Source organism: Pseudomonas sp. NBRC 111132 (genome assembly GCF_001320565.1).
In the GTDB taxonomy this organism is placed as follows: domain Bacteria; phylum Pseudomonadota; class Gammaproteobacteria; order Pseudomonadales; family Pseudomonadaceae; genus Aquipseudomonas; species Aquipseudomonas putida_P.
The window spans coordinates 1-13,088 of record NZ_BCBI01000055.1 but is presented as its reverse complement, the minus strand read 5'-3'; the positions used below and the strand labels follow the sequence as shown (position 1 = coordinate 13,088).

Sequence of the window (13,088 nt, the reverse complement as noted above, 5' to 3'; positions counted from 1 at the left end):
GCGCCTATATGAGGATATTAAAGTGTGCTTGACGACTTATTTTGAGGCATTCATGCACCAAAGCGGGTCTGGGCTGGGAACTAATCACCCAGCCAACCGGGCGTCGCGCATGCATGAGCACGCAAGCGGTGCAATCAAAATGCACCAATCAAATATCAAGCATATTTTTATATTCTGAAAAATAATAATAAAAATAGATCAAAACAGTATTTCTGCCTCACTCACCCCCTTGTTACAGTCCTTCCAGACCCGACCCCTCGCACGGTGGAGGCCCCGATTCATCCACCTGCGAGCAGCCCGAAACGGGGCACCAGTGGCAGTGCGGATGACCGGATTGACGATCATTTCCTCCGTGAGTTAGCGCCATGTCCCAAGTAGCCCCACGCCACAGCATCACCAACCTGCCACACCAGAACCATCGCTTGCAGCTAAGTGCCCCGCCTACCTTCAGCGACCTGTCTGCCGAACGCCTGCACCGCAAGCAACGCCTGGCCGCCTCGTACAGGTTGTTTGCCGAGCTGGGCTTCGAAGTGGGCCTGGCGGGCCATTTCACCGCTCGCGACCCGATCGAGACAGACCACTACTGGATCAACCCGCTGGGCGTGCCGTTTACGCAAATCCGTACCTCAGACTTGCTACGCGTGGATGGCCAAGGCCAGGTCGTAGAAGGCAACGGCCTGCTCAACACCAGCGCGCTCGAGCTGCATTACCAATTACAGCAGGCACGCCCCGAAGTGATCGGTATCGCCCACCTGCACAGCTTTCATGGCCGGGTCTGGTCATCGCTGGGCCAGCTGTTCCAGCCGATCACGGCCGAAGCCTCGGCCTTCCGTGGCGAGCAGGTGTTGTTCGACCGCAACGCCCTGCGTGATGCCGGCGGTGGCCTGCTGCAAGACCGCGACCTGGTTGCCCGGGCCTTCGTCGAAACCTTCGCCGGGCATAACCTGCTGGTCTGGCAGAACCATGGGCTGTGGGTCACCGGCCAGTCGGTCGAAAGCGCAGCCTGGCGTTTCATCCTCGCCGACGACACCGCTCGCGCGCACTTGCTCGCTTATGCTGCCGGGCAGCCGCGCGTACCGGAACAGCTCGAAGGGGCCAGCAACCCGGCCCAACGCGAACTGTTCGCCTGGTTGAACTTTGTGCCGCTGTGGGACCGTATCGTCCAGCAGCAGCCCGACCTCCTGGACTGAGGTGCAGTGCATGGCTTACTCCATCAGCCGCCGCACCTTGCTGCAACGCAGCGCCGCTGCAGCCCTGGCCGTGGGGCTCGGCCCACAGCTGGCCAACGCCAGCGAGGCCCTGCGGGTGTGGCGCTACAAAGGCCAGGCGGCGAGCTTCCTCGCCGATGCCGGGCAAGCCGCTACACCTTATCCACTGCAGTGGGTGGATGTGCCTGGTGGGGCCATGGTACTGGAGGCCTTCGCCGGCAACAGCCTGGACTACGCCTTCATGAGCCCGGTATTGCCACTGTTTGCAAGCGCTGCCGGTAACCCGCTGGTATTGATTGCCAGCTATCAAGGCGAGCAGAACCGTAGCAGCGTGATCGTCAAGCGTGGCAGGGGGATCGATACCCTGGCCGACCTCAAGGGCAAACGGGTGAGTTTTGTACGTGCCACCGACACCCATTACCTGCTGCTGAACCTTTTGCGCGATCAGCAACTGACCCTCGCTGACATCCAGGCCCGGCCAATGCCAGCCCGCGATGCCCTGGTGGCATTCCAGAACGGCCATCTCGACGCCCTCGTCGCCGGCGGCATCGGCGCACTGCAGGCCCAGGTCAGCATGAACGGCGTGGTGCTGGCCGAGGCCAACCGCTACCCGTGCAGCAACTACCTGATCGCTACCAGCGCCCAGGTGCTGCAGCAGCCGGGCAAGCAAGCGGCCATTCGCGATTTTCTGCAACGCGAAAAAGCCACGTGGGCCTGGGTCGAGCAGCACCCTCAGGCCTGGGCGGAACGTAACGAGCGCCTGACCGGTATCCCCCGCGCACTCTACTTGCAGCAATACGAGCAACGCCGCTTGCCTAGCCGCCTGCTGCCGGTCAGCGAAGACGCTATCGCGGCCCAGCAGCGTATCGCCGACCTGTTCCATGACAGCGGCCTGCTGCGCCAGCCACTGCAGGTACGTCGCTTTTGGGACGATCGCTTCAACCTTCTGCTCAGCGGCTAGGCCCCGCTGCGGCAAACGCACCGGCGCGCGCCGGACGACTCCAAGGCACATCGACCCTGGGAGCAACGCACCTCCCGCGGACCAGGCTGCGCCTGCACTGCGTGCAACACCCATGAGAGCCCGTTCGATCGCACATCCAGGGCCTGATCTGCCAATCGAACCCAAGGAACAGTCATGAAGTCTGTGTTTACCCCTTTAACGCTGGCCCCCGCCTTGCTCGCCGGCTACCTGCTCACCCCGCTGGCCATGGCGGCCGAGGCTGACGCTGCACTCGACACGGTGATCGTCACCGGCTCGCGGGGCAGCGATGTGCGTACCGTCACCAGCAGCCCGGCACCGATCGACGTGATCGACAGCAAGCAGTTGGAACAGACTGGCGAATCCAGCCTGCGCGGTGCGCTGCAGAAAACCTTGCCATCGTTCTCCCAACGCCCTTCCGGTACGTCCAATGACAGCGTCGCCCGCCCCTACAGCCTGCGCGGTCTGAACGGTTCCAACGTGCTGGTGCTGGTCAACGGCAAGCGCCGCCACAACAGTGCCGTGATCAACCTCGACTCCACCGCCGCCTACGGCACCAACCCCGTCGACCTCGACATGATCCCCATCAGCGCCATCGACCACGTCGAGATATTGCGTGATGGTGCCTCGGCGCAGTATGGCTCCGATGCCATCGCCGGGGTGATCAACATCATCCTCAAGCAGCGCGACAACGGTGGTTCGGTCAGCACCCAGTACGGCCAGTACTACAAGGGCGATGGCGATAACCTGCGGCAAACCCTCAACCAGGGCCTGGCCCTGGGCGACAACGGCGGCTTCTTCAACTACGCCCTGGACGCCAAGTCGGTACAGACTGCCACCCGCTCGCGCGAGGCCACCGGCAACCTGTACTTCGCCGGCGACCCACGCAACGACAGCGCCGACCGCCATGTGCAGAAGAATGGCCTGCCAAAGATCAAGGCCATCAACCTGTCCTACAACGCCGAGCTGCCCGTCAATGACGCCCTGACTCTTTACTCGTTCTCCACGTTCAGCAAACGCGATGCCCGTGGCGGGCAAAACTACCGCCGCCCGAACTCGACCAACATCATCCCCGAGATCTACCCGGACGGTACTGCGCCCTTCTATACCCTGGAAGAAACCGACTACCAGGCTGCCGCCGGCGGCCGTGGCGAGCTGGGCGAATGGCACTGGGACCTGAGCTCTACCTTTGGCCGTGACAAGGGCCAGGCCGGTGCCGACGAAACCCTTAACGCCTCGCTCGGCCCGACCAGCCCGACGCGCTTCGACACTTACACCAACTACTTCGACCAGTGGACCAACAACCTCGACCTGACTCGCGCCTTCGAGGTTGGCCTGGCCAAGCCGCTGCAGGTGTCGTGGGGCCTGGAGCATCGTCATGAGCGCTACAAGACCGAGTCCGATGACCCGCTTTCGTACATCAATGGCGGTTACATCTACCCCAGTGGCCCACTGGCTGGCCAGCCGGGTGCAGTCGGCGCCCAGGGCGCAATCACCCTGACCCCCGAAGACGAAGGCCAGCTCAGCCGCAACAGCTACGCCAGCTACCTCGACCTGGGCCTGAACCCCACCGACAAACTGTGGCTGGGGGTGGCCGCGCGTTTCGAGAAGTACGACGACAGCAGCGGCAACACACGCAGCGGCAAGCTTTCCGCACGCTACGACTTCACCTCCACCTTCGCCGTGCGCGGCACCCTCAGCAACGGCTTTCGCGCACCATCGCTGTCGCAGTCGGTCTACGCCCAGACGTCCAACCAGTACACCCTCGTCAATGGCGTGGCGCAGTTCGTCGAGGCCAAGACCGTGCGTGTCGATTCGCCACTGGCCCAGGCACTGGGGGCTGAAGACCTTAGCCCGGAGAAATCGCGCAACATCAGCATCGGCTTTACCTGGCAGCCTCTGCCCCAGGCCAGCCTGACCCTGGATGCCTACCAGATCGAAATCCGCGATCGCATTGCCCTCACCGGCTTCCTCTATGGCAACGGCGTCGACCAGGTACTGCTCGACAACGGCTACAGGCCCGGATACCGGGTCAAGTACTTCACCAACGCCGCCGACACCACCACCCGCGGGGTCGACCTGGTGGCCGACTACCGCGTCGACTACGGCCGCTATGGCCGGGCCAAGTACGGCGTGGGTTTCAACTACAACAAGACCGAGATCGACGACATCAAGGAGACGCCGGCATCGTTGCGGGCTGCGGGCAATAACCTGGAACTGTTCGACCGCGTGGCACAGGGCTACCTGACCGTTGCCAACCCCAAGACCAAATTGATCCTCAGCGCCAACTGGCAGATCGAACGTTTCACCATCAATGCTGCACTGACCCGCTACGACAAGGTCATCGCCCGTGACGCCAACCCTGACTATGACGTGACCTACGGCGCGAAATGGCTCACTGACCTGGAAGTGGCCTATGCCCTGACCGACAACTTCGACATCGCCGTAGGTGCCAACAACCTGTTCGATGTACGCGCCGACAACAACGGCTACCCCGCGGGCGACATCAACGGCTTCCCGAAATTTGGCTCGATCTCGCCGTTCGACCCTTACGGCGGCTTCTGGTACACGCGCATCGCCTACAACTTCTGACCCCACCGACCGTGCGCCCGCCGCGCTTGGCGGGCGCCAGGAGAACCTTTATGAGCCAAGGCCAGTTTGTTCTCGGCGCCTTTATCCCCGGTACCCTCAGCGGCAGCGCCTGGCGTCTGCCCGAAGCACCGCTGGACACGTTCAGGCAGCTCGAGCATTACCAGTACATCGCCCGCAAGCTGGAGGCCGGGCGCTTCCACTCGCTGTTCTTCAACGACACCCTCGATGTCAAACTCGACCTGGCCTTGCAGCGCGGCCCCAACAGCGTGCGCTGGGACCCGCTGATCCTTGCCCCGGCGCTGGCGGCCAGCACCCGGCATATCGGCCTGATCGCCACCGCCAGCAGCACCTACAACGAGCCCTACAACATCGCCCGCAAGTTTGCCGCGCTCGACCACCTCAGCGGTGGCCGCGCTGGCTGGAACCTGGTGACCTCGCTGGGTGGCGGCGAAAACTTCAACCGCCAGGAGCATGTCGAGCACGATGACCGCTACGCCCGCGCCGAAGAGTTCTACGATGTGGTCAGCGGCCTGTGGGACAGCTGGGCCGACGATGCCTTCGTTCAGGACAAGGCCAGCGGTACCTGGCTGGACATCGACAAGCTGCACGTGCTCAACCACCAGGGCGAGCACTTTCAGGTGCGCGGGCCCTTGAACGTCGCGCGCTCGCCGCAAGGCCATCCCGTGGTGGCCCAGGCGGGCGCCTCCGCAGCCGGCAAACGGCTGGCGGCGCGGGTGGGCGAACTGATCTTCACCGCCCAGCACACCCTGGAACAGGGCAAGGCGTTTTATCGCGAAACCAAGCAGGCCGCTGCCGGCTTCGGCCGTGAGGGCCACGAACTCAAGGTACTCCCCGGCGTCGCGCCGGTGGTGGGCAAGACCCTCGCCCACGCCCAGGCCAAGTACGACCGCCAGCAGCAGTTGCTGGAGCCCAAGGCTTTTCTCAGCTCCATTTCGCGTTTCGCCAGCCTTGGCTACGACCTGTCGGAACTGCCATTCGATGAGGTGGTGCCCCTGCCGCCGGAGCACTTCACCACCAACACCCACCAAAGCCGGCAAAAGCTGGTTTACGACCTGATCCGCCGCGAGCGGCCGACGGTGCGGCAGCTGTTCAACCAACTCACCTCCGGTGGCCACCGCATCCTGATCGGCACCCCGCAGAGCATTGCCGACGATCTGCAGGCGTGGTTCGAGGCCGGCGCCGCCGACGGTTTCAACATCATGTTCAGCGGCCTGCACTCGGCCATCGACGACTTTGTCGACGGCGTGGTGCCTGAGCTGCAACGGCGCGGGCTGTTCCAGCGCGAATACGCCGGCAGCACGCTGCGGGAAAACCTCGGCCTGCCTTACCGCGCCAACCGCTTTTTCTAAGGAGTGTTCATGTTCCGACCTTTGGCTTCATTGAGCCTGGCCATTGCCCTGGCCCTGGCCGGTTGCGACGACAAACCGGCGCAACCGGCCAGCAGCGCTGAGGCAGCCACCCCGCAGCAAGGCGGCGTGCTACGGGTAGCCTTTGACGGCGACCCCAACTGCATCGACCCGCAGCAGGCGGGCAACAACACTGCCCTCAACGTCGGCCGGCAACTGGTCGACTCGCTTACCGATCAAGACCCGCAAAGTGCTGCAATCGTGCCGTGGCTGGCCGAGCGCTGGGAGGTCAGTGACGACTCGCGCCAGTTCACTTTCCACCTGCGCGAAGGCGCCACCTTCGCAGACGGCAGCCCGCTGGATGCGGCGGCGGTGAAGGCCAATTTCGAGGCTATCGTCGCCTTGGGTGCCCAGGCGCAGCTGGCCAGTACCTACCTGGCCGGCCTGGATACCATTGAAGTGCTCGGGCCGCTTAGCGTGCGCATTGGTTTCCACCAACCCAACGCACAATTCCTCCAGGCCAGCTCTACCATGAGCCTGGGGTTGCTAGCCCCGGCCACCCTCAAGCGCTCCGCCGAGGAACGCTGCCAAGGTGCGCTGGTAGGCAGCGGGCCGTTCAATGTCAAGCGCTTCGAACATAACCGCCTGGTGCGTATCGAGGCCCGCCACGACTATGCCTGGCCATCGTCGTTGGCCGGGCACCAGGGCCGCGCCTGGCTCGACGCCATCGAGTTCCACATCCTGCCGGAATCCGGCGTGCGCCTGGGCAGCCTGTTGTCCGCGCAGATCGACGTCAACACAAGCGTGCCGGTGCAGGACGAGGCCGTGCTGCAAGCTCAGGGCGTGCCGTCGATCGCCCGTTCCAACCCTGGCATTGTCTTCAACCTGACACCCAACGAGTCGCACCCGCCGCTGGACGACGCCAATGTGCGCCGGGCACTGAACAAGGCCATCGACCGCAGCCAGTTGCAGTCGGTGATCTCGCGCTACCAGAAACCGGCCAGCTCGGTACTGGCCAGCAGCACGCCGTATTACCAGGACCTCAGTGCCAGCCTCGCCTTCGATCCCGAAGGTGCCGCCAAGCTGTTGGATGCTGCGGGCTGGGCCAAAGGTGCCGATGGCTGGCGCCAGCGCGATGGCCAGCGCCTGAGCTTCGCCCTCGACTACTGGCAGGCCACCACCCCGGTGCTGGAACTGGTGCAGCAGCAACTGCGCCAGGCTGGCGTGGAGCTGCGCCTGAACAAGTCCACCATTGGCCAGGTGAGCCTGCTGCAGACTTCGCAAAACTACCAGCTGTGGTTCTTCAACCTGACCCGCGCCGACCCGGACGTATTGCGCACCGTGTTCCTCGCCGCAGGTCGCAACGTCAACGTGCGTGGCGCGCTGCCACTTGACCAGGCCCTGCTCGATTCGGCAGCCAGCCTGGATGCGCACAAACGTGGCGAGCTGATCGCTCAAGCCAGCCAGGCGTTACTGGAGCAAGGCCATGTCATTCCGCTGGTGGAGGCTGCAACGGTCACAGCGTTTCGCCATGCCGTGCGCGGCCTGCACTACGAAGCCTCGACCCGTCTGCAGTTTTATGACACCTGGCTGGCACAACCAGAGGCCACCAAACCATGACCACGCTGACTTATCGCCACGCCGTACCGTGGCGGCTGGCCCAGGCACTGCTGGTGCTGTGGGCTGCATTTTCCCTGTCGTTCGTCATCCTCTACGCGTTGCCCGGTGACCCGGTGGCGATCTTGCTGGCACAGAGCGGCGAGCCAGGCGCGGTAGACCCGGCAAAGGTGGCCGAACTGCGCGCTCGCTACCACCTCGATGGCAGCTTGTGGCAACAGTACGGCGGTGCACTCTGGCGCCTGTTGCAGCTGGACTTGGGCCATTCGCTGCAAAGCGGCAAGCCAGTGGCTCAGGCCCTGGCAGACGCGTTGCCCGCCACCTTGTCCCTGGCGTTCGCCGCACTGGCCCTGGCCGTGCCACTGGGCATCGGCTTGGCCCTGGCGGCGCATCAGGTACGCCAGCGCACGTTGCAGAGCGCTTTGCATAACGCCCCGGCCGTGGTGGTGTCGTTGCCGACCTTCTGGGTTGGCCTGGTGCTGTTGCAGCTGTTTTCCTTCCAGCTGCACTGGCTGCCGGCCATGGGCAATCAAGGCCCGGCCAGCCTGGTGCTGCCGGCGCTAACCCTGGCCCTGCCTTGTGCGGCGATGATCGCTCAGGTACTGGGACGTTCACTGGCCAGTGTCAGCCGCCAGCCATTTGTCCAGGCATTGCGCAGCAAAGGGCTAGGGCCTTGGCGCTTGTTGTGCGGGCACGTGCTGCACAATGCAGCAATACCGCTGCTGAGCCTGGCCGGCACCTTGCTGGGCAACCTGCTGGCCGGGGCGGTGGTGACCGAAACCGTGTTCTCGCGTGAGGGTATCGGCCGCCTGGCCCAGGCCGCAGTGGCCAGCCAGGACATCGCCGTGGTTCAGGGTGTGGTGTTGCTGGCTGCGGCCTTGTACGTGCTGACCAACTTGCTGACCGACCTGTTCTACCCCCTGCTCGACCCACGTATTGGCCAAGGAGGCCGGGCATGAGCGTAAAAACCGCCTATGGCCTTGTACAAGGGAAACGCTGGCCTCGCCTGCCGCTGGCATTGAGTGTCGTCCTGTTCCTGCTGGTACTGGGCTGGGCCTTTTGGCCAGAGCTGTTCAGCCGCGCCGACCCGTTGCTGGCCGATCCCAGTCAGGCCTTGCAAGCCCCTTCCGCCCGGCACTGGTTCGGCACCGACCACCTTGGCCGCGACCTGTACGCGCGCTGTGTCCATGGCGCGGCGCTGTCACTGCAGGCGACCAGCATCGCCGTGCTGATCGCTTTGCTGGTCGGCAGTCTGCTGGGTGGCATCGCCGGCTGGTTCGGTGGCCTGGCCGATCGTGCGCTGGCAGTGCTGGTGGAGGTGCTGATGGCCATTCCCGCATTGTTGCTGGCGATGGCGATTGTCACGGCGCTGGGCTTCGGCACGCTGGAAATCGCCGTAGCCGTAGGGCTGTCATCCGTGGCCATCTTCGCCCGGCTGGCCCGCGGCGAAGTGCTGCGCTGGCGCAGCCGCAGCTTTGTCGAGGCGGCGCAGGTGGCCGGTGTGGGCAGCTGGTGCAACCTCTGGCGGCATGTGTTGCCGCACGCCGCCGGGCCGCTACTGGCCTTGGCCGCACTGGAGTTCGCCAGTGCCGTGCTGGCTGTGTCGGCGTTGAGCTTTCTCGGCTTTGGCGCACCGCCACCGCAACCGGAGTGGGGCCTGCTGATCGCCGAAGGCCGCAACTACATGGTCGTGGCCTGGTGGTACACCACATTGCCGGGCTTGGTGGTGGCCGCCGTGGTGCTGGCCACTCATCAACTCGCCCATGGGCTGCAACAGTTACAGGGAGATGTGCGATGAACACCCCATTGGTGCGTATCCAGCAGTTAAGCGTCGATTATCCAGGCAACCCGCAAGCCGCCGTACAGGCGCTGGACCTGGAAATTGCCGCAGGTGAAATTGTCTGCCTGGTGGGCGAGTCCGGTTCGGGCAAATCCACCACCGCTGCGGCCCTCGCCGGGCTGCTGCCAGCCGCGGCGCGGCAGCGAGGCCAACTGTGGCTGCAAGGCCAGGCGCTGGAACAATTTGCTGAACGTGACTGGTGCCAACGCCGTGGCCGCCTGGTCGGCTTCGTGCCACAAGACCCCGGCACCTCGCTGGACCCGGTCAAGACCATCGGTGCACAGCTGGTCGAAGCCATGACCGTGCATGGCGTGCCGCGCCGTGAAGCCGGTGCGCGCGGGCTGGCACTGCTGCAGCAGGTGGGCCTCAGGGATGCCGAGCAAATGTCCCGCCGCTACCCCCATGAGCTGTCGGGTGGCATGTGCCAGCGGGTGTTGATCGCAATCGCCCTGGCCAACGACCCACTGCTGTTGATCGCCGACGAACCCACCAGCGCCCTGGATGTCAGCGTGCAGCGGCAAATTCTAGACCGCCTGCAGCAACTGGTGCGCGCACGCGGCAGCAGCTTGTTGCTCATCACCCATGACCTGGCGGTGGCGCTGGACCGTGCCGATCGCATTCTGGTGATGCGCAACGGCCAACTGCTGGAGAGCGGCACGCCCGCGCAGTTATGGCATGCACCCAAGCATCCCTACACGCGGCAGCTGCTGGCGGCCTCACCGTTGGCACGCCTGCAGCAACGGCGTACTGGCCCAGCCAGCGCAGTTGGCGAACCCCTGTTGCAGGTCAGTGGCCTGATGCGGCGTTTCAACCGGCATGCCGCGCCGGTGGTCGACGGTGTCAGCTTCACCCTGCCCCGTGGCAGTACCACCAGCCTGGTGGGCGAGTCAGGTTCGGGTAAGTCCACCACTGCCCGCATCATCCTGGCCTTGGAGCAAGCCAGTGCAGGCAGCGTGTTGTTCGACGGCCAGCCAATACTGGGCGCCAGCCGGCGCCAATTGCATGCCTACCGGCGGCGAGTGCAACTGGTCTACCAGAACCCCTGGGCTGCGTTGGACCCTAGGCACAACCTGCTGCAGATCGTCAGTGAGCCGATGCGCGCCTTTGCCATTGGCGCGCGACGAGACGATCGGCAGCGGGTGCTGGGTTTGCTGGAGCGGGTCGGGTTACCCGCCGAGTTGCTGCTGCGTCGGCCTGGAGCGTTGTCTGGTGGGCAGCGCCAGCGTGTGGCTATCGCTCGTGCCTTGGCGGCTGAACCGGAGCTGCTGGTGCTCGATGAGCCGCTGTCGGCCCTGGATGCGCCCGTGCAGGCACAGGTGTTGGCGTTGTTGCAGCGTTTGCAGGCTGAGCTGGGGCTGACCTACCTGTTCATTTCACACGACCTGGCGACGGTGCGCGGCATCAGCGATCAGGTGCTGGTGATGCGCCAGGGGCGGCTGGTGGACCAAGGGCCGACCGAGCAGGTGTTCGAGCGGCCCGCGAGTGACTACACGCGGAGCTTGCTGGAGGATATGCCAGGATTGGGCCGGGTATTGCAGGGGGAGCGGCCCTTGGTGCGTGAGGTGGGGTGAGCCTGCAGCGATTGGGTTGGATCACCGATGCTGGGGCTGCTTCGCAGCCCATCGCGATGCAAGGCCGCTCCTACAAGGGCCTTGTGCCGCGATGGGGGCGCAAAGCGGCCGTAACGGCCTACGCAGCCCCGTCCAACCCCATCTGCCAGAAATCCGCTTCCAGGCTGGACGCCTGGCCGAAAATCCCCACCAGCTCAGCAAACCGCTGCTCTGTCATGCTTCGCGCAGCCAGTTCATCCAGATGCTTGCGCGCGGCCGCCGCCACGCCTTGGTAGCCCTCCCCGGCATATTCGCCAATCCACTCGCGGTACGGGTGGTTGCTCAAATCGCCGATGCGTTCGGCCAAGGTTCGGCCGATCTCGGCATAGCCGATCACGCAAGGTGCCAGTGCCACATGCAGCTCCAGCAGGTCGCCGGCGGCGCCGCAGTCCAGCACGTAACGGGTATACGCCACCGTCGCCTGGTGCTCTGGTGCGGCCTCGATATCAGCCTGAGTCAACCCCCAGCGCGCGCACAGGCGCACATGCAACTCGGTTTCGTCCAGGATCGCCGCCAGCCCGGCCTGCGCGGCACGGATGTCGGCCGGGCGGCGGCTTTTGTAGGCGGCCAGCGCCCAGGCGCGGGCGAACTGGATCAGAAACAGGTAATCCTGCACCAGGTAGGTTCGGAACGCTTGCTCGCTCAGCGTGCCCTCGCCCATCTGCCGCACGAAGTCATGGTCCACGTAGCGGTTCCACTGCGGCGCGGCAGCGGTCTTGAGGCGCTCGAAGATATCCATGCTCACTGGCCCTCCGGGTAGACGGCATCGAAGAAGGCCAGCTCCAACGCTACCGTGCGCTGGTAGAAGTCACTTGCCAGCGCGGCCTGTTGCGGGCCGACGCGGTCCAGCTCGGCCTGCAGGAAGGCGACGAAGTCCTGGAATGCCGGGTTGTCGTGCAGGGTGATCCACTCGGCATGGACGAAGTTTTCCGGCATCGGTTTCGGTGCCTTCAGTGCCCAATCCAGGTACAGGCCTTCGGCAACGTTGAGCACCGCCAGGGCCGCTGCGTAGGACCGGGTGGCTGCCGCTTCGCGCATGATCGCCTTGAAACCTGCGGTAGGCGCGGTATCGGCTGGTTCATCGCGTTGCGCCGGGCTGACATCCAGGGCCTCGAAGGCGCGCAGGAAGTACGTGTTCTCGTCGCTTGAGATCATCCCGGCGAAGCGGCCGAAACGCAGGCGGGCCTCGAACGTGTCGGCGGTGGCGATGGCCGCGCCCAGCAGGGTCAGGAAGCTGTCAAGAAAGCGGTGGTCCTGTACCAGGTAGTTGACCATGATCGGGTCCGGCAGGCTGCCGTCGCACAATTGGGTCACGAAACGGTGGCCAACGGCTGCCGACCAGGTCGGCTCGTTCTGGCGGTGCAGGGACTGGCTGAAACGTTCGGTCATGTTGCTGTCCTTGATGAGGGTGACAGCGAGACCTTGGCAGTTGACATGGACTGGGCCTCGCAGTGAGGCCGGCAAAAAGGCAGGTTACAAGCCCCATCCCTTCGCCGGCATGATCCGGATCAGGTTCGAAGGGTCACCGCGCTGCAGTGTTCAGCGGTTTCTCAGCCCATTGCCGGGCTCCCCTTGGTGGCGAACAGGTATACCCCAGTGCGTCGGGGCTGTCACGCCCCGATCCACCCAGTGAGTGGGCATTGGGTCACCCGCTTTTGGGGACTTAGGCCCATTCTTGACGCGCCATTATTTAGCGCACCCTAGGCGCCGCAAGGTTTTGTATGACAAAGCATTACTGAAATACCTGTTGGCACAGCCGTTGCTCAGGCCCAAAGACCAGGCAAAACGCCATTGATGGCCCTCAGCCATACAGCCGTGAGCGAGGCATAAGGCAATGAAAACACCTGCCGTGATTCACCCGAACCGGTATGTATT

10 protein-coding genes and 1 riboswitch are annotated in these 13,088 nt (G+C 64.3%); of the genes, 8 read left to right on the top strand and 2 right to left on the bottom strand.

The genetic code is table 11. The features are described from left to right. Nucleotides 1–365: 365 nt before the first annotated feature. From APH35_RS22125 to APH35_RS22090, 8 genes are all read left to right on the top strand, one after another. Nucleotides 366–1,190, top strand: coding sequence for a class II aldolase/adducin family protein (locus APH35_RS22125; protein WP_060515524.1), 825 nt, complete (start codon nt 366–368; stop codon nt 1,188–1,190). A 10-nt stretch (nt 1,191–1,200) separates the two neighbouring features. Further along, nucleotides 1,201–2,169 carry an ABC transporter substrate-binding protein gene (locus APH35_RS22120; RefSeq protein WP_012272293.1) on the top strand — a complete coding sequence of 323 codons (969 nt, stop codon included), beginning with the start codon at nt 1,201–1,203 and terminating at the stop codon, nt 2,167–2,169. A 174-nt stretch (nt 2,170–2,343) separates the two neighbouring features. Beyond that, on the top strand, nt 2,344–4,779 hold the full coding sequence (locus APH35_RS22115; protein ID WP_060492358.1) for a TonB-dependent receptor plug domain-containing protein: 2,436 nt from the start codon (nt 2,344–2,346) through the stop codon (nt 4,777–4,779). A 50-nt stretch (nt 4,780–4,829) separates the two neighbouring features. Further along, nucleotides 4,830–6,149, top strand: coding sequence for an LLM class flavin-dependent oxidoreductase (locus APH35_RS22110; protein WP_060515523.1), 1,320 nt, complete (start codon nt 4,830–4,832; stop codon nt 6,147–6,149). 9 nt (nt 6,150–6,158) lie between these two features. Then, nucleotides 6,159–7,766 carry an ABC transporter substrate-binding protein gene (locus APH35_RS22105; protein ID WP_060515522.1) on the top strand — a complete coding sequence of 536 codons (1,608 nt, stop codon included), beginning with the start codon at nt 6,159–6,161 and terminating at the stop codon, nt 7,764–7,766. After that, the gene (locus APH35_RS22100; protein ID WP_060493672.1) at nt 7,763–8,722 is read left to right on the top strand and encodes an ABC transporter permease; all 960 of its coding nucleotides are present in this window, start codon (nt 7,763–7,765) and stop codon (nt 8,720–8,722) included. The genes APH35_RS22105 and APH35_RS22100 overlap by 4 nt, the downstream gene beginning before the upstream one ends. After that, nucleotides 8,719–9,561 carry an ABC transporter permease gene (locus tag APH35_RS22095; RefSeq protein WP_060515521.1) on the top strand — a complete coding sequence of 281 codons (843 nt, stop codon included), beginning with the start codon at nt 8,719–8,721 and terminating at the stop codon, nt 9,559–9,561. Before APH35_RS22100 ends, APH35_RS22095 begins: the two co-directional genes overlap by 4 nt. Further along, the gene (locus tag APH35_RS22090; RefSeq protein WP_060515520.1) at nt 9,558–11,174 is read left to right on the top strand and encodes a dipeptide ABC transporter ATP-binding protein; all 1,617 of its coding nucleotides are present in this window, start codon (nt 9,558–9,560) and stop codon (nt 11,172–11,174) included. Before APH35_RS22095 ends, APH35_RS22090 begins: the two co-directional genes overlap by 4 nt. 118 nt (nt 11,175–11,292) lie before the next feature. Here APH35_RS22090 and tenA read toward each other — a convergent pair whose 3' ends face one another. Beyond that, complete coding sequence (gene tenA / locus APH35_RS22085; RefSeq protein WP_060493670.1) at nt 11,293–11,952, bottom strand: thiaminase II; 660 nt, start codon at nt 11,950–11,952, stop codon at nt 11,293–11,295. A gap of 2 nt (nt 11,953–11,954) precedes the next feature. Then, a complete protein-coding gene (locus APH35_RS22080; protein ID WP_060493669.1) occupies nt 11,955–12,602 on the bottom strand; it encodes a TenA family protein in 648 nt (215 codons plus the stop codon). Between the two features lie 79 nt (nt 12,603–12,681). Then, nucleotides 12,682–12,796: riboswitch (TPP riboswitch) on the bottom strand. Nucleotides 12,797–13,088 lie beyond the last annotated feature (292 nt).

Bases quoted from the DNA above. Each gene is read 5' to 3' on its own strand.
- APH35_RS22090 (WP_060515520.1), top strand. From the start codon at position 9,558: ATGAACACCCCATTGGTGCGTATCCAGCAGTTAAGCGTCGATTATCCA.
- tenA (WP_060493670.1), bottom strand. From the start codon at position 11,952: ATGGATATCTTCGAGCGCCTCAAGACCGCTGCCGCGCCGCAGTGGAAC.
- APH35_RS22115 (WP_060492358.1), top strand. From the start codon at position 2,344: ATGAAGTCTGTGTTTACCCCTTTAACGCTGGCCCCCGCCTTGCTCGCC.
- APH35_RS22100 (WP_060493672.1), top strand. From the start codon at position 7,763: ATGACCACGCTGACTTATCGCCACGCCGTACCGTGGCGGCTGGCCCAG.
- APH35_RS22105 (WP_060515522.1), top strand. From the start codon at position 6,159: ATGTTCCGACCTTTGGCTTCATTGAGCCTGGCCATTGCCCTGGCCCTG.
- APH35_RS22095 (WP_060515521.1), top strand. From the start codon at position 8,719: ATGAGCGTAAAAACCGCCTATGGCCTTGTACAAGGGAAACGCTGGCCT.
- APH35_RS22125 (WP_060515524.1), top strand. From the start codon at position 366: ATGTCCCAAGTAGCCCCACGCCACAGCATCACCAACCTGCCACACCAG.
- APH35_RS22080 (WP_060493669.1), bottom strand. From the start codon at position 12,602: ATGACCGAACGTTTCAGCCAGTCCCTGCACCGCCAGAACGAGCCGACC.
- APH35_RS22120 (WP_012272293.1), top strand. From the start codon at position 1,201: ATGGCTTACTCCATCAGCCGCCGCACCTTGCTGCAACGCAGCGCCGCT.
- APH35_RS22110 (WP_060515523.1), top strand. From the start codon at position 4,830: ATGAGCCAAGGCCAGTTTGTTCTCGGCGCCTTTATCCCCGGTACCCTC.